The organism is Streptomyces sp. NPDC045287 (assembly GCF_056432325.1).
In genome coordinates this window covers 332556-347665 of sequence record NZ_JBWKJG010000002.1, presented here as the reverse complement: position 1 = coordinate 347665, position 15110 = coordinate 332556, and the positions used below count along the sequence as shown (strand labels likewise).

Annotated in this window: 21 protein-coding genes; 14 read left to right on the top strand and 7 right to left on the bottom strand. The window is 75.0% G+C overall.

The window, feature by feature from the left end:
- Positions 1–47 precede the first annotated feature (47 nt).
- Both AC07D6_RS04745 and AC07D6_RS04740 read left to right on the top strand, forming a co-directional pair.
- Entirely contained in the window at positions 48–152 is a 105-nt protein-coding gene (locus AC07D6_RS04745; RefSeq protein WP_479042337.1) for a putative leader peptide, read from the top strand.
- A 230-nt stretch (positions 153–382) separates the two neighbouring features.
- Positions 383–1840, top strand: a complete 1458-nt coding sequence (locus AC07D6_RS04740; RefSeq protein ID WP_479041971.1) for a sulfatase-like hydrolase/transferase — start codon at positions 383–385, stop codon at positions 1838–1840.
- A 103-nt stretch (positions 1841–1943) separates the two neighbouring features.
- On the opposite strand, the gene AC07D6_RS04735 is transcribed toward AC07D6_RS04740, so the two are convergent.
- From AC07D6_RS04735 to AC07D6_RS04710, 6 genes are all read right to left on the bottom strand, one after another.
- The gene (locus AC07D6_RS04735; protein ID WP_479041969.1) at positions 1944–2888 is read right to left on the bottom strand and encodes a DUF5995 family protein; all 945 of its coding nucleotides are present in this window, start codon (positions 2886–2888) and stop codon (positions 1944–1946) included.
- A 296-nt stretch (positions 2889–3184) separates the two neighbouring features.
- On the bottom strand, positions 3185–4210 hold the full coding sequence (ppk2, locus tag AC07D6_RS04730) for a polyphosphate kinase 2 (protein ID WP_479041967.1): 1026 nt from the start codon (positions 4208–4210) through the stop codon (positions 3185–3187).
- An 803-nt stretch (positions 4211–5013) separates the two neighbouring features.
- Positions 5014–5184: a hypothetical protein gene (locus AC07D6_RS04725; RefSeq protein ID WP_315877976.1), complete on the bottom strand. Its 171-nt coding sequence runs from the start codon at positions 5182–5184 to the stop codon at positions 5014–5016.
- A gap of 223 nt (positions 5185–5407) precedes the next feature.
- The gene (locus tag AC07D6_RS04720; RefSeq protein WP_315877977.1) at positions 5408–5935 is read right to left on the bottom strand and encodes a hypothetical protein; all 528 of its coding nucleotides are present in this window, start codon (positions 5933–5935) and stop codon (positions 5408–5410) included.
- 283 nt (positions 5936–6218) lie between these two features.
- Positions 6219–7424, bottom strand: a complete 1206-nt coding sequence (locus AC07D6_RS04715; protein ID WP_479041965.1) for an FAD-dependent monooxygenase — start codon at positions 7422–7424, stop codon at positions 6219–6221.
- Between the two features lie 342 nt (positions 7425–7766).
- Positions 7767–8450 carry an acetoacetate decarboxylase family protein gene (locus AC07D6_RS04710; RefSeq protein ID WP_479041963.1) on the bottom strand — a complete coding sequence of 228 codons (684 nt, stop codon included), beginning with the start codon at positions 8448–8450 and terminating at the stop codon, positions 7767–7769.
- A gap of 91 nt (positions 8451–8541) precedes the next feature.
- On the opposite strand from AC07D6_RS04710, the gene AC07D6_RS04705 reads away from it, so the two are divergent.
- The 3 genes from AC07D6_RS04705 to AC07D6_RS04695 all read left to right on the top strand — a co-directional run bounded on the left by AC07D6_RS04705 (position 8542) and on the right by AC07D6_RS04695 (position 10846).
- Complete coding sequence (locus tag AC07D6_RS04705; RefSeq protein ID WP_479041961.1) at positions 8542–8994, top strand: Imm63 family immunity protein; 453 nt, start codon at positions 8542–8544, stop codon at positions 8992–8994.
- 428 nt (positions 8995–9422) lie between these two features.
- The gene (locus tag AC07D6_RS04700) at positions 9423–10208 is read left to right on the top strand and encodes a class I SAM-dependent methyltransferase (RefSeq protein ID WP_479041959.1); all 786 of its coding nucleotides are present in this window, start codon (positions 9423–9425) and stop codon (positions 10206–10208) included.
- Between the two features lie 200 nt (positions 10209–10408).
- Complete coding sequence (locus tag AC07D6_RS04695; protein WP_479041957.1) at positions 10409–10846, top strand: hypothetical protein; 438 nt, start codon at positions 10409–10411, stop codon at positions 10844–10846.
- Between the two features lie 53 nt (positions 10847–10899).
- Here the strand turns inward: AC07D6_RS04695 and AC07D6_RS04690 are convergent, their stop codons facing one another.
- Complete coding sequence (locus tag AC07D6_RS04690; protein WP_479041955.1) at positions 10900–11157, bottom strand: WhiB family transcriptional regulator; 258 nt, start codon at positions 11155–11157, stop codon at positions 10900–10902.
- 249 nt (positions 11158–11406) lie between these two features.
- Here AC07D6_RS04690 and AC07D6_RS04685 point away from each other — a divergent pair, with 249 nt between their 5' ends.
- From AC07D6_RS04685 to AC07D6_RS04645, 9 genes are all read left to right on the top strand, one after another.
- Complete coding sequence (locus AC07D6_RS04685; protein ID WP_479041953.1) at positions 11407–11685, top strand: GlsB/YeaQ/YmgE family stress response membrane protein; 279 nt, start codon at positions 11407–11409, stop codon at positions 11683–11685.
- 52 nt (positions 11686–11737) lie between these two features.
- Positions 11738–12040, top strand: a complete 303-nt coding sequence (locus AC07D6_RS04680) for a gas vesicle protein GvpO (RefSeq protein WP_391653350.1) — start codon at positions 11738–11740, stop codon at positions 12038–12040.
- Between the two features lie 111 nt (positions 12041–12151).
- Positions 12152–12538 (top strand): gas vesicle protein GvpJ, encoded by a 387-nt coding sequence (gene gvpJ, locus AC07D6_RS04675; RefSeq protein WP_479041951.1) that lies wholly within the window; start codon positions 12152–12154, stop codon positions 12536–12538.
- Positions 12535–13251 carry a GvpL/GvpF family gas vesicle protein gene (locus AC07D6_RS04670; RefSeq protein WP_315877987.1) on the top strand — a complete coding sequence of 239 codons (717 nt, stop codon included), beginning with the start codon at positions 12535–12537 and terminating at the stop codon, positions 13249–13251. The genes gvpJ and AC07D6_RS04670 overlap by 4 nt, the downstream gene beginning before the upstream one ends.
- Positions 13252–13254: 3 nt before the next feature.
- Entirely contained in the window at positions 13255–13491 is a 237-nt protein-coding gene (locus AC07D6_RS04665) for a gas vesicle protein GvpG (protein WP_315877988.1), read from the top strand.
- Entirely contained in the window at positions 13488–13802 is a 315-nt protein-coding gene (locus tag AC07D6_RS04660; protein WP_315877989.1) for a gas vesicle protein, read from the top strand. The genes AC07D6_RS04665 and AC07D6_RS04660 overlap by 4 nt, the downstream gene beginning before the upstream one ends.
- Positions 13799–14593 (top strand): GvpL/GvpF family gas vesicle protein, encoded by a 795-nt coding sequence (locus tag AC07D6_RS04655; protein WP_315877990.1) that lies wholly within the window; start codon positions 13799–13801, stop codon positions 14591–14593. Before AC07D6_RS04660 ends, AC07D6_RS04655 begins: the two co-directional genes overlap by 4 nt.
- Positions 14590–14775: a gas vesicle protein gene (locus AC07D6_RS04650; protein WP_315877991.1), complete on the top strand. Its 186-nt coding sequence runs from the start codon at positions 14590–14592 to the stop codon at positions 14773–14775. Before AC07D6_RS04655 ends, AC07D6_RS04650 begins: the two co-directional genes overlap by 4 nt.
- A complete protein-coding gene (locus AC07D6_RS04645) occupies positions 14772–15047 on the top strand; it encodes a gas vesicle protein K (RefSeq protein ID WP_315877992.1) in 276 nt (91 codons plus the stop codon). The genes AC07D6_RS04650 and AC07D6_RS04645 overlap by 4 nt, the downstream gene beginning before the upstream one ends.
- Positions 15048–15110: the final 63 nt, after the last annotated feature.

Sequence of the window (15110 nt, the reverse complement as noted above, 5' to 3'; positions counted from 1 at the left end):
AACGTCCGCCATGCGAACCGCTGTTGACAGATGCGCCACGCTCCGTGATGCTCTGGCCCATGCAGGCTTCCGGTGACCCCACGGTCACTCTCGTGGAGCGCCGCCACGTCGACCTCGTCCGTGTAGCGAGCGCGATCTGTCGCCGCGCCTGAGCGCGCGACACACGGCGCCGGCCTGACGGTCCGGCGCGACCGCCTGCCACGGGGGCCGCTGCCCCTGCCGCCAGAGGCCACCGTGCCGCGGCGCGCTGCTCCGGCTCCGCCTCCCCCTCCTTTCCTTCCCCCTTCCCGGGCCGTGCCGCCCGGCGTGCGGCCACGCCGTCCCGCGCCGGGCGGCGCCCCGTGCTGCCCGGGCACGCCTCCGTGACCTCCCTGGAGACCCCGTGACTGCCTCGTACGACCGTCCCGACCGTCCCGACCGCTCCGCCCCGCCCCTGTCCCGCCGCTCCTTCGGCGCCGCCACGGCCGTCTCGGTCGCGGCGGCGACCGCCGTGGGGCTGCCGGCCGGGCAGGCGCAGGCCCAGGTGCGGGCGGCGCAGCGGGAGCGTCCCTTCCGGGCCGCCCCGGACCGGCGCTCGCCGCGCCCCAACATCCTGTTCATCCTCGGTGACGACCTCGGCTGGGCCGACCTGTCGTCGTACGGCTCCCCGCACATCAGGACGCCGCACCTGGACCGGCTGGCGCGCGAAGGGGTCCGGTTCACCCACGCGTACTCCGGTTCGTCGACCTGCTCGCCCACCCGGTTCAGCCTCTACACCGGCCGCTACCCGGGACGCACGAAGGGCGGGCTCGCCGAGCCGATCGCGAACAAGTCGGTCGGCCTGGAGCCCACGCACCCCACGCTCGCCTCCCTGCTGCGGCGGACCGGCTACCGCACCGCGCTGATCGGCAAGTGGCACTGCGGCTACCTGCCCGACTACAGCCCCGTCCGGTCGGGTTGGGAGGAGTTCTTCGGCAACTTCGGGGGCGCCCTGGAGTACTACTCCAAGCTCGGGCTGGGCGGCGAGTACGACCTGTACGAGGGCGACGCCCCGTACAAGGACCTGCGGTACTACACCCGGATCCTCACCGAGAGGGCCGTGGAGTACGTGGAGCGGGAGCACGACCGGCCCTGGTTGCTCAACCTCAACTTCACGACGCCGCACTGGCCGTGGATCGCCGACGGCGACACCGAGGCGAGCGCGGAGATCGTCCGCCGCATCAAGGCGGGCGAGTCCGGTGCGCTGTGGCACCAGGACGGCGGTTCGGTCGAGAAGTACACGCAGATGGTGGAGGACCTCGACCGCTCCGTCGGCCGCGTCCTCGCCGCTCTCAGACGGTCGGGGCGGGAGCGCGACACCCTCGTCGTCTTCGCCAGCGACAACGGCGGGGAGCGCTTCTCCTACAACTGGCCGCTGGCCGGCAACAAGGGCTCCCTCCAGGAGGGCGGGATCAGGGTGCCGACGATCCTGCGCTGGCCGGCCCGCGTCGACGGCGGCCAGGTCAGCCACGAGCCGGTCTTCTCGCCGGACTGGACGGCCACGCTCCTGGAGGTCGCGGGCGCCCGGCCGGACCCGACCCACCCCCTCGACGGCACCAGCCTCGCCGGCTACCTGCTGCGCGGTGAGCGGCTGCCCGAACGGCCCCTGTTCTGGCGGGTGCGCGGGGAGCGGGCGCTGCGGCTGGGCGACTGGAAGTACCACCGGGGCAAGGACGGCCGGGACCGCCTCTTCCACCTCGCGTCGGACCAACGGGAGCAGGCCGACAGGGCGGCGGCGGAACCGGCGCTCCTGGCGGACCTGCGGGCCCGGTGGGAGCGGATCGACGCCGGGCTGCTGCCCTACCCGGCCGGCGACCGCTGAGCGGACGGCCCGTCACGGCCCGTCGTCGCACCGCGCCGTCGCGGCCCGTCGCCGCGGGCTGCCCCCGCGGCGGCGGGCCGGGGCCGGTTCCCGGCCCGGCGGTTCAGCGCCCGGCCCGTCCACTCCCTCCGGCCCGTTCGGTCCGTTCGGTCCCTCCGGTCGCCGCACGCGGCGGCGGCACGCTCCGCCCCGGGGCCCGGGTGCGGCAGTAGGTGTCGCGGACGGCGCGGTAGCCGGGCGCGCGGACGGCGCCCAGCAGCCGTGCCCACTGCGCGGCGTTCGTCTCGATCCTCCGCACGACGCGGTCGCGGCCCTCCCGGTCGGGGGCGTCGGCGAGTTGCCGGGCGTGTTCCCACGCCTGCTCGCGCCACTCGCGGAAGAGTTCGCCGGCGGTGCGGCCCGCGACGGGGTTCCAGCGGTCGTCCCCCAGGGCGACGAGCGGGTCGTAGCGGTGGGCGACGTCCCGCACCGCGGGCCCGTAGGCGCGGTCCAGGACCTTCTGGAAGCGGTCGTAGTCGGCCTTGCGCGTACCGCCGTCGGGGCGGGTGAGCCCCAGCGCGGCGATCACGTGGGGCAGGTCCCGCTGGATGTGCGCGTTCGCCCCGAGAAGCACGTCCTGGCCGGCGTTGACGTCGGCCGTGCGCGCCGCGTCGAACGCCGCGCGCCATGCCCGCGGGACGGGACGGCCCGCCCGGTCGGCCTCGTAGGCGTCGAGGTAGAGGTTGACGAAGCCGGTGTTGAGGCGGCCCGCGAGCCACGACGGCTCCTCGAAGTGCCCGCCCTCGGCGACCGCCGTCTCCAGCGAGCGCTGGAGGTGTACGTAGATCGCCGGGAAGGGGGCGCGGTGGTCGCAGCGCAGCTCGTCGCGGACGGCCTCCAGGGTGCGGCGGGCTTCCCGCACGCACGCGAGGACCGGGCCCTGGCAGCTCGGGTGCCCGGACCGGGCGGGCGGCGGCGCGAAGGCCGCGGCCGTGCCGCCGGTCAGGGTGATGGCGCCCGCCGTCACGACGGCGATGATCGTACGGATTCCGCGCGGTCGACAGGCCATGGGCCGCCCCTCCCAGCTCTCCCCGGTGGTCCCGCTGCTGGAACGAGACGGGGGAAGGGCCGGTTACGGCCGCGGGGCGACGCGGGACGACCGGACCCACGGCGGGGAACCGGCCGGCGCACCGTCAGCCGGGCGCGGCAGCGGGGCCTTCGAGGGAGGCCCGGGAAGGGCGGTCCCGGGAAGGGCGGTCCCGGGAGGGGCGGGTGGCCGCTCGCCGTCCTCGCCGTCCTCGACGCCCTCCGGCGCGTTCCGGCGCGTTCCGCGGCACACGGCCCGGGGCCGGGCCGGTCGCGCGGTCAGCCGCCGGAAGCGCCCCGCGGCGGCCGGTTCGCCTCCCCCTCCCCGGGGCTCTCCGGGTGGGTCCCGGGGCGGCCCGCGGGGTGGGCGAGCGGGGTGGGGGACAGATTGGTGCTCTCCTCCCCCGCCTCCAGCAGGGTGTCCGCGGCACCCACGATCAGCGGGTCCGGTTCGCCCAGGACCTGCTCGTCCTTCCTCGCGTAGTCGAAGCGCCACAGCAGGCTGCGCATCGCCTCCAGGCGGCCGCGCCGCTTGTCGTTGTTCTTGACGACCGTCCACGGGGCGTGGGGCGTGTCGGTGGCGCGGAACATCTCGACCTTGGCGGTGGTGTAGTCGTCCCACCGGTCCAGCGATTCGAGGTCCACGGGCGAGAGCTTCCACTGCCGCACCGGATCCACCTGCCGGATCGCGAACCGGGTGCGCTGCTCGGCCCGGGAGACGGAGAACCAGAACTTCACGAGGAGGACGCCGTCCTCGACGAGCATCCGCTCGAAGACCGGGCACTGTCTCAGGAACAGCTCGTACTGCTCCTGGGTGCAGAAGCCCATGACGCGCTCGACACCGGCCCGGTTGTACCAGGACCGGTCGAAGAAGACGATCTCGCCGGCCGCCGGCAGGTGCGCCACGTACCGCTGGAAGTACCACTGGGTGGCTTCCTTCTCGGTGGGCTTGTCCAGCGCGACCACGCGGGCGCCGCGGGGGTTGAGCCGCTCCGTGAACCGCTGGATGGTCCCGCCCTTGCCCGCCGCGTCACGCCCTTCGCAGAGGACCACGAGACGTTGCCCGGTGTCCTTCACCCACCGCTGGAGCTTCAGCATCTCGATCTGCAGGACGCGCTTGCGCCGCTCGTAGTCGCCGCGCCGGATCTTCGCCCCGTACGGGTAGTTCTCCCGCCAGGTCTCGATGGCCGCGCCGGACCCGTCCAGCAGGATGGGCTGCTCCGGCCTGCTGGTGTCGACGGTCAGTCCGTCGAGCAGTTCTTCCGACCGCTCCTGGTCCTTCTCACTGTCGTTCACACTCCCCACCTTCCCCGGATCGCCCCAGTCTCTCCGGCGGGACGTGCCGGTGGCCGCGTCCGCTCCCCCTCGGCCCCGGGTGCGCCGGTGCCGGGTCGGCCCGGGGTCGGTCGCAGGACCGGCGGCGTGCGCGTCCGCTTCTCCGGCGGCCCCGTGGTCCGGGGGGCCGACGTCCCGGAGGGCGGGGGTGCACCCGGTCGGGTGCTCGCGGCCCGCCCCGGCGGCTTCCCGGCCTTCGGCCCCGGCACCGGGCGCGGCGCCTCCGGGGACGTCCTGCGGCGCTCCCGGCGGGAGGTGCCCCCCGGTGGGAGCCGCCCGTGTCCCGCCGGGTGCCGGCCACCGGCTCGTCCCGTCCTTCGCCGGCGACGCCAGGGGCGGGCAGGATCGAGGAGGCCGGTACGGTGCGCGTCGGCCCGGCCCCTGGGACCGGCCCACGGCCCCGTCCGGCCCCGGGGAGCGGCGGCCGGCGACGATGCGCGGTCGGGGAGCGGCGGCCGCCGGAGGCCGGGCGGTCTCGTCCTCGCGGACGGACGGCCCGGAGGGTTCGCCCGGCCGTGTCCGTGGGGGCGTCGGAGGTCCGGAGGTCCGCTCGCCGGTCCTCGGCGCCGTCCCGCCGCCCTCCTCCTGCCCCGCTCGCCCCGGCGTCGTCCAGCCGGGCCCCCCGCCACCGCCCTTTCGCGTACGCGTCCGGAACGCCCGGTCCTTACGCCGTGGCGGCCGGGGCCCCGCCGGAAGGGCGGCCCGCCCCACGGCCGCGGGCGTCGCCGGTGCGTGTGCGCCGGTGCCTGCCCGTCGGCGGTGGCACCAGCGGCCTAGTGGGTCGCCTGCGGGCGGTAGTGCTGGCCGCCGAGCGGGGGGTGCGGGCTCAACGCGATCAGTCGCCCGAGGTCCCTCTGTATGCGTTCGGCCTCGCCGCGCACCGCCTGCGGGACATCACCTCTCTCCTCGACGAGCCGGCTGTAGATCGGGGTCTCCTGGAACACGAGCTGACTCCGCTTCCTGTAGCGCCTCTACCGCTGCCACGGGCGGGCCCGCCCCCGGCATGTCTGTCGGCAGCTTAGAGGGAAGCTGTGACAGCGGGTAACGGAACGAGAGGTAACGCACACCGTCCGGCGTCCGGTACGAGCCCGCCGGGACGGGCCGGTCACCGGCACCGTCGCGACGGGCGGTGTCGGTGACCGGTGCCCCGGGGGACCCGTGTCCGCGCTACGCCTTCGCGGACACGGCGGCGGCCAGGGCGGTCAGGAAGGCGTTCCGGTCGTGCGTGGCGATGGACAGCTCCTCGCCGCCCCGTGTGGTGAGGACCGCGGTGCCCATCCCCATGGGGACGCCCCAGCCGCCGCCGACCAGGCGGGGCGCGCCCCGGTCCGCCGCGCGCAGCCCGGGCACGGGCGCGTCGACGGCCTGGGCGGAGGCGGCGTAGCGGGCCACCGTGCCGGGTTCCTGTTCCCGCAGTGCGGCGTGGACGGAGGCGGGGTCGATGTCGGCGAGGGCGAGCCGCTCGCGGCCGACGCGCAGGACGCCCTGGTCCGGGTCGATGACGATGCGGTGGTAGACGGCCTTCGAGATCGGCACGGCGACGCAGGGCAGGAGCACCAGGAGGAAGGCGGCGGAGACGGCCAGCCACACCCCCGTGTCCTCGGGGATCGCGTCGACGCCCAGCTTCACGACCATGGCGAGGTAGACGCAGACGCAGGCGATCGTCCAGGTCTTGGGGAGTCGTTCTCGGTACACGTGACGCCTTCCGGGCTCGACGGGGACGGACGTTGTCCGCGGGGGCACGGAGGTGACCTTATGCGCAGCGCGGACGGCACCGCACCGAAGGGCCCGCGCACCGCCGGGCGGACGGGGACGAATCCGGTCACGGTGATCCGGCCGTACGTCCCGGCCGCCTCGTCCGTCTCGTCCGGCCGGGGCGCGTCCGCCGCCCCGCACCCGCTCCGCGGACCGCTCCGACCGTGGAAGGCAACCCTTGTCCAGCCACGGGTCCCGCCCGCGCCCGCCTCGCGGACCGCTCTCACCTGGGGCGGGACGCCTCCAGGGTGCGGGCGACCCTGGGGCCCAGCCAGTGCTTGAGCCTGCGCAGCGGCTCCAGCCGGTGGGCGGCCCGGTCGATCCGGTGGTAGAGCCGCGGCGGGACGTGCGGGAGGAGCGGGGAGTGCCGCTGTCCCAGGAGGGCGAACATCTGCGGCGGTGGCAGGCGGGCGTAGCGGGGCAGGTTCTCGTACCACTGTGCGCTGTAGCGGGCCGCGCTCTGCAGAGGGAGCAGGGCGGTGGTGCGTTCGCGTTCGTAGCGGGTGAGCGCGTCGCGCAGGACGGGGGTCGTGTGCAGTGCGTCGGCGAGTGCCATGGCGTCTTCGAGGGCGAGGGTCGTGCCGGCGCCGATGGAGTAGTGGGTGGTGTGGGCGGCGTCCCCGATCAGGACGAGGTTGTCGCGGAACCACGTGCGGTTGGTCAGGGTGCGGAACGACAGCCACGGGGCGCGGCCGTCCTCCTGCGGCCGCCCGATCAGCCGGTGGCCGCCCAGCGGTTCCGCGAAGAGGTCCTGGAGCCTGGCCAGGCACTCGGCGTGGCGCATCCGGTCGAGGTCCAGAGCCTGCCACGTCCGCGGGGAGCACTCGACGACGCAGGTGCTGCGGTCCGGGCCGTAGGGGTAGGCGTAACACCAGATCCAGCCGTGCGGGGTGTCGGTGAAGGCGAAGGTGAAGGTGTCGAAGACCTTGGTCGTGCCGAGCCAGACGTACTTGTTGCGGCCGGCGGTGCCCTTGGTGCCGAAGTGGTGTGCGTGGCGGTCGCGCAGGGCGCTGTGGACGCCGTCGCCGGCGACGACCAGGTCCGCGTCGGGCAGGCCGCGGGCGCTGTCGACCTCGTGGGCGAACACGAGGCGCACGCCCAGTTCCTCGGCGCGGCGGGCGAGGACGTCGAGCAGCCGGTGGCGGCCGATGCCGAAGCCCTGATCACCGGGACGGGTCGTCGTCGTACCGCGGATGTGCGCGGTGCCGCCGCTCCAGCGGACCGAGTCCGCGCTGATGGCGTGCGCGGACGGGGGGTCGCAGGCGTAGAGCTTCTCCAGCAGCCCGCCCCAGTACGTGACGCCCCAGCCGTACGTCGAGCCGGCGGGGTCGCGTTCGTGGACGGTGACGTCGTGGCCCGGGTCCCGCCGCTTGAGCAGGATCGACAGGTACAGCCCGGCGGGCCCGCCGCCGACACAGACGACCTTCACGTACGCACTCCCCTGCCGCCCACGACGCGTCGCGTTTCGCGGGGAAAAGTAGCATCCGCCCGACTTGGGGACGCGTCGACACGGCGGTCCCGCCAGGGCGGACGGGTCCGCGTCGGCGCGTCCCGCCCGCCCGCGGCCGGTGGGCCGGGCGCGCTCCGCCGGTGGTTCCCGGGGCGCGTCCGGCCCCGCACGGGAGGGTCACGCGGTGGACGCGATCCAGCCGACGGTCTCCTGGGCGTGGACGCCGTCGCTCCTGACGCCGGTTCCGTGGAGCTCCTTCAGCCGGGCGGGGAAGCCGATCCGTACGGCCGCCCCGGTGGCCGGTGACCGGCCGCCTCCGCGTCACGCCGTCCGCGGGGGCTCGGCCGGGGCGATGGTGAAGTCGAAGTCCCGCAGCGAGCACGCCGCCAGGGGGCGCAGTCCCACCAGGTAGCCGAGCGGGGCGTCCGGGGTGGTGCGCAGGCGCGTCCGGGTGAGCCAGACCGCCCCCGAGAGGCGGAGCGGCACCTCGCACGGCTGCCGGCGGTCCAGGGCGGGCTGGAACAGGCGGGCGCGGAGGGGCAGCCTGCCGGGGAGGCGCAGGAGCGGGTGGTGCAGCGCCGTCACCGCCGGGGTCTCCGGGCTCTTCCGGGGGTGCGCCGGGGTCCGGTCCGTGAGCAGCGCCGTGCTCAGCAGGGCCGGGGCCGGCTCGTCGAAGGCGAAGGCCGCCGGGCGCTTGGGGATGCCCCACAGGGCCCGGCCCCCCGCCAGTGACCGGGGGTCGTCCACCCACGCCTCCACCGCGCAGGCCCCGACGGACAGGCCGCGACGGACGGCGAGGGCCACCAGCAGCTCGCGGTAGACGAGCGTGCCGCCGGGCCGGTAGTCGACCCAGAACGTCACCACGCCGCACCGCCGTCCAAGCCTCAGCGCGCGGACGCCCGCCGGCAGGGGCCAGCGCGGGAGGCGGTGCTCGCCCACCCACCACAGGGCGGCGTGCAGGGTGCCGCGCAGGCGCCAAGGGGGTGGCGGGTAGCTCTCGGTCACCCCTTCCGCCTTCCCCGTGGGCGCGCGGGCGCACCCACCTGTTAACGTCGCTTTGACGAGAAGCGGGTGCCGGGCTCGGGAGGTGGCGGGCGTGTCCGAGGACGAGCAGGTCCGGGTGCGGCGGTGCCTGGAGGGGCGGCTGGCGGAACTGGGGCGGCTCGCCGGGCTCTCCGACCGGCAGGTGCCGGGGTTCGGGTTCCGTGACGGCGCGTACCCGTTCATCGAGGTCGGCGGGGACGGGGAGCTGCGCTACCTCGCCTACGAGCGCGGCCGGAAGATCCTGGAGCTCGTCACCCGCGCCCCCGAGGAGTTGCTGTACTGGGCGTTCAGGGACTCCACCTTCGAGGCGGCCGGCGTCTGGGCGCGCCGGCACCCCCGCGAGGGCGAGCCCTTCCGGGTGACGCTGTGGCGGCGGCAGTTCTCCCTGCTGCACGTCCTCCGCCCCGCGTGGGCGCGGCGCCGCCGGGAGGAACTCGTCGCCTCGCTCCGCGACCCGGAACACGTCCGCCTCGTCCCCGCGCTGCCCCCACCGCCCCTGGGGTAGGGGGCGCGTGCCCGAGCCGCCGGGCCCGCCGGCCGTCGCCCTCCGGAGGAGCGCCGGGGCCGTACCGCTGCGACCGGTGTTCTCCCGGACGGTCCGGCAGGCCGGGCGGGCGCCCGGCGGGCGTCGTCGGCGGCCTCCTCCCGCGCTTCCGCCCCCGCGGTCGCCGCGGGGGCGGGCGGGCGCGTACGGGGAGGGCGGCCACGTCGCCGCTCTCGACGGCGGGGGGTCGGAAGCCGTAGGCGCCCTCATCCCCGGGCGTACGGCCGTCCCGCCCCGGAGGGCGTCGGCGCGGACCCGCGCCACCGGCCCCTGCCGGACCGGACCGGGCCGTGGGGCACGGCCGCCGCCGGGCGCGTCGGCTCCGCGGGCGTACCCGGCCGGTCGTACGCACCCTGGTTGTCGGCGGTGGGGGCGCGTACGTTCGGGCCATGGCTGACGAAGGGTTCGGGAATCCGCGGCTCGCTTCGCTCTACGACCCGCTCGATCCCGATCGGAGCGACCTCGACGCGTACGTCCGCATGACCGAGGAGTTCGGGGCGCGGCGGGTGCTCGACATCGGGTGCGGGACCGGGGTGTTCGCCCTGCTGCTGGCCGACCGGGGCATCGACGTGGTCGGGGTCGATCCCGCCGTGGCCTCCCTCGACGTGGCGCGGGGGAAGGCGGGCGGCGAGCGGGTGCGGTGGATCCACGGGGACGCGGGCGCGCTCCCCCCGCTGGAGGTGGACATGGCGACCATGACGGCGAACGTCGCCCAGGAGATCACCGACCCGCGGGACTGGCGGGGGACGCTGCGCGGCGCCCGCGAGGCGCTGCGGCCCGGTGGCCGGCTGGTCTTCGAGACGCGGGACCCGGCCCGGCGCGCCTGGGAGGAGTGGAACCGCGACGCTTCGTACGGCGTGACGGAGGTCCCCGGTGTGGGGGCGGTCGAGAGCTGGGTCGAACTGGTCGACGTGGGGCTGCCGCTGGTGACGTTCCGGTGGACCCACGTGTTCGCGGCGGACGGGGAGGTGATGACGTCGGAGTCGACGCTGCGCTTCCGCGAGCGGGCGGAGGTCGAGGCGGACCTCGTCGCTCAGGGGTTCGTCGTGGAGGAGGTCCGCGACGCCCCGGACCGGCCGGGCCGGGAATTCGTCTTCGTCGCCCGGCGGCCCGGCGGGCCGATGCCCGACGCGGCCCGACCGGACGACGCGGCCCGACCGGACGATGTGACCTGACCGGACGAGGGGGGACCCGGCGCCCCGGGCCGGGACGGCGCGGCCGGGGTCCCGGCCGGGCGGGGCGCGGAGGGCGACGCCGCCCGGCCCTGCGGCCCGGCCGCTCCGCGGCAGCCGGGTGCGCCGGGCCCCCGGCGGGTGTGGCACAGTGTGCCGACCCTTCGCGCCGATACGGCCCCGCCCGTCAGGAGTACCGCCCCGTGAACGCAAAGCGCCGTCGGCTGCTGCTGGCCGCCATCGAACCCCTGCTCGAAGCCGGGGAACGGGTCGAGGTGACGGCCGTCGTGAACCTGAACCCCGTATCGGTGCGCCGCACGGCGGTGTTCGCGGCGGCGTCGGCGCTGATGAGCGGCGGGGCCATGGCGGTGGTCCCGGCCAGGGTCCCCCTGTACCTGGGGATGACCGGCCACCGCCTGTTCCTCTTCGAAGCCGACCCGGTGTTCGCGCGGCCCAAGGGCCTCGTGACGACGATCCCGCGCGCCGGCCTGGTGCGGTCCGAGGTCAAGGAGCGGATCCTGAACTCGTCGTTCGTCGTGTCTTCGCCGGACAGCGACCAGGGCATGCAGATCATCTTCCCGCTGACGTGCCGCAAGGAGCGCGACGCGGTGGCGGCCGCCCTGCCGCTCGCCGCCGGCTGACCGGCACGGCGCGCCGCCGGCCCGTCCGCCCGACCGCGCCGCCCGCCGCACGGTCAACCGCCCGTGCGGCGGGCGGCGCGGGCCGCGCGACGCCGCAGCGCACGCCGCTCCTCCTCGTCGGCGCCGCCCCACACCCCGAAGTCCTGCCCGGTCTCCAGCGCCCACCGGAGGCACTGCTCACGCACCGGGCAGCGTCGGCAGACCCGCTTGGCCTCCTCCGTCTGCATCAGGGCCGGGCTGCTGGTGCCCACGGGGAAGAACAGGTCCGGGTCCTCTTCGCGGCACGCGGCCGACTGTCGCCAGTCCTCCACGGAAGTCTCCTTCGCTCGTCGGTGGGTACGCGGTCCTCCGGTTGCGCACGACCGCGTACCTGATGCGACTGACCGTCACCACGGCATTGAAACGGTCCCGGCCGCTCCGCATGACGAAAGTGCGCGAAAAGGCACATGCCAGCGAGTTGTGCGGTAAAAGGCACCTCCTCTGGCCAAGGGTTTGGAATCGCCGGGACGGTAAAGGCGCTGAGACGAGCCAATTGTCCGCATACGACGGTAGGAGACTCCATGGGCATCATCGCGTGGATCCTCATCGGCCTGCTCGCCGGCATGATCGCCAAAGCCCTGATGCCGGGGCGCGACCCGGGCGGTGTCATCATCACCATGCTCATCGGCATCGCCGGTGGTCTTCTCGGCGGCTGGCTGGGCAAGGTCCTCTTCGGGGTCGACTCCATCGACGGCTTCTTCAACCTCTCCACCTGGATCGCCGCCATCGTCGGCTCGGTGATCCTGCTCGCGCTGTACCGACTCGTCACCGGCGCCGACCGGTCGCACCGGCACGCCTGACCCGTAGCGCGACGGCGGCGGTCCCGGTGGGACCGCCGCCTTCCAGTCCCCCATGTTTGCGACCCCAAGAGGCGGCAACCCGGAGGCGGTCATGGCCAACACAACCGAAACCCTGCGGCTCGCCTGCGAGCAGCTCGCCCAACTCACCGGGCAGGAACCCGAGTCCGTGTCGTCCTTCCAGCGCACCGAAGACGGCTGGCGGTTGACCGTCGAGATCGTCGAGGTGTCCCGCATCCCCGACACGACGAGCCTGCTCGCCTCGTACGAGGTGGAGCTCGACGAGGACGGCGGGCTCACCGGGTACCGCCGCGTCCGCCGCTACGAACGCGGCCGGGCCGACGACCAGGCCCACTGATCCGACCGGCCGTTCCGACCCCCGCCGAAAGCCCCGATCCCGACCCCCTCCGCACCACGGACCGACAACGACCATCAAGCAACTGACCGTTCGTCAGAAAGGCGGAAGGACATGACGGTTGACACCCGAACACCCATGGGCGGCTCCGGCGGCAGCAGCGGCCTGTACGACGTCCTGGAACTCGTCCTCGACCGCGGGCTCGTCATCGACGCGTTCGTGCGCGTCTCGCTCGTCGGCATCGAGATCCTCAAGGTCGACGTCCGGGTCGTCGTCGCCAGCGTCGACACGTACCTGCGCTTCGCCGAGGCGTGCAACCGCCTCGACCTGGAGACCGGCCGCAAGGCGCCGGCGCAGCTCACCGACGTCGTCGAGGACATGACCCAGTCCGGTGCCCACGGCAAGACCAAGGGCGCGCTGCAGGGCGCGGCGCAGACGGTGTCCGAAACCCTCGGCCGGACGTCGTCCCGGCAGCAGAAGAAGGAGGAGCAGGAGAAGTGAGCACGTACGTCTACGGCATCACCCGCAGCTCGCACCCCGCGCTCCCGGAGAAGGCGAACGGCGTGGGCGACCCCCCACGCCCCGTGCGGATCCTCGTCCACGGCGAGCTCGCCGCGCTGGTGAGCGACGCGCCCGAGAACCTGCGACCGAAGCGGCGTGACCTGCTCGCCCACCAGAACGTGCTCGGCGAGGCGGGCGCGAGCGGCACGGTGCTGCCGCTGCGGTTCGGCGGGGTCTCCCCCGACGACGACGCCGTGCTGGCCGCCCTGCGGGAGCGGGAGGCGCACTACCTGGAGCGGCTCAAGAGCCTCGACGGCAAGGTCGAGTACAACGTGAAGGCGGCCCACGACGAGGAGGCCGTGCTGCACCAGGTCCTCGTCGACAACCCGGAGCTGCGGGCGCTGAGCCAGGACCACCGGGCGGTGGGCGGCGGCACGTACGAGCAGAAGCTCGCCCTCGGCGAGCGCGTCGCGGTGGCCGTGAAGCACCGGGAGGCACGGGACGCGGTCCTCGTGCAGGAGGCCCTGGAAGGGGCCGCGGTGGAGTGCCGGCCCGGGCCGGAGGGCACCGGCCGGCTGGCGAACCTGTCGTTCCTCGTCGAACGGGACCGGGCCGAGGACTTCACCGCCGCGGTGGAGGCGCTGGGCAGGGACCACGGCCACCTCGTGCTGCAGGTGAACGGGCCGCTTCCGCCGTACAGCTTCGTGGAGTAGGCCGTGGGCCTGCTCGGAGAGCTGCTCCTGCTGCCCGCCGCGCCCCTGCGCGGAACCGCGTGGGTGCTGCGGCGGGTGGTGGAGGAGGCGGAACGGCAGCACTACGACCCGGCCGCCGTCCGCCGTGAGCTCGCCCGCCTCACGGAACGGCTGGAGGCCGGGGAGATCGACGAGGAGACGTTCGACCGACTGGAGGACGAGCTCCTCGACCGACTGGAGAAAGGGGTCGACGGCCCATGACGACACCCGGCCGCCCGCCCGCCCCGTTCGCGTCCGAGGGCGGGGGCGCGAACCTCGCGGACATCCTGGAACGCGTCCTCGACAAGGGGATCGTGATCGCGGGCGACATCCGCATCAACCTGCTCGACATCGAGCTGCTGACCATCAAGCTGCGGCTCGTCGTCGCCTCGGTGGAACGCGCCCAGGAGATGGGCATCGACTGGTGGCGCCACGACCCGGCGCTCTCCTCGCACGCCCGCCGCGACGCGCTGGCGAGCGAGAACGAGGAGCTGCGGCGGCGCCTCGCGGAACTGGAGGAGCGTACGGCATGACCACCACCCCCACCCCACCCCTGCGGTACGTGTACGCCGTGTGCCGGCCCTTCGACGGCGTCCTGCCGGAGGGCTCCGCCGGGATCACCGGGGAACCGCCCCGGCTGCTGCGCCACGGCGACCTGGTCGCCGTGGTGGACGCGGTCCCCGCCGAGGAGTTCGACGAGGGGCCGCTGCGCGCCCGGCTGGAGGACCTGGACTGGCTGGCCGCCACGGCCCGCTGCCACGACGCCGTCCTGGCGGCGCTCACCGCGGTCACCTCGCCGCTGCCGCTCCGGCTCGCCACGGTGTGCCGCGACGACAGCGGGGTGCGGCGGCTGCTGGACGAGGGGCACGACCGGTTCGTACGGGCCCTGGAGCGGCTCGACGGGCGGGTCGAGTGGGGGGTGAAGGTGTACGCGGAACCCGCCGCGCCCGCCGCGCGGCCCACGCCCCGGGAGGCGCCGGCCGGAGCGGTCGGCGGCCGGGACTACCTGCGCCGGCGGCTGCGGGAGCGCAACGGCCGGGAGGAGGGCCGGCGGCGCGCCGAGGACGTGAGCCGCGCGCTGCACGGCCGGCTCTCCGCGTACGCCGAGGCGGCGGCCCTGCACCCGCCGCAGGACCCGCGGCTCGCCGGCGACACGGGCGGGGTCAACGTCCTGAACGCCGCCTACCTCGTCGCCCGCGAACGCGCCGAGGGCTTCGTCGCCCTCGTGGGCCGGGCGTCCGAGGAGGAGGGCGTACGGGTCGAACTGACCGGGCCGTGGGCGGCGTACTCGTTCGCCGGGATCGCGGAGGAGGACGCGGCGTGACCGTGGAGCACCGCAGGATCGCCCTCGTCGACCTGCTGGACCGGCTGCTCGCCGGCGGGGTCGTCCTCACCGGCGACCTGACGCTCAGCATCGCCGACGTCGACCTCGTACGGGTCGACCTGAAGGCGCTGATCAGCGCGGTCAGCGACGAGATGCCCGTGCCGTGGGAGCAGCCGGCATGAACGAACCGCGCCGCCGGGTGGAACTGGACCCCGACTCCGTAGAACGGGACCTCGCCCGTCTCGTCCTCACCGTGATCGAGCTGCTGCGGCAGCTGATGGAGCGCCAGGCGCTGCGCCGGGTGGAGGGCGGGGAGCTGACGGAGGACCAGGAGGAGCGGATCGGCATGACGCTGATGCTGCTGGAGGACCGCATGGAGGTCCTGCGGACCCGGTTCGGGCTGGAGCCGGAGGACCTGAACATCGACCTGGGACCGCTCGGCCCGCTGCTGTGACCCGCGGGACGGATCGGGTACCCGGGCCGGAGACCGCCCCCGCGCAGCGGGGCGCGGTGCCGG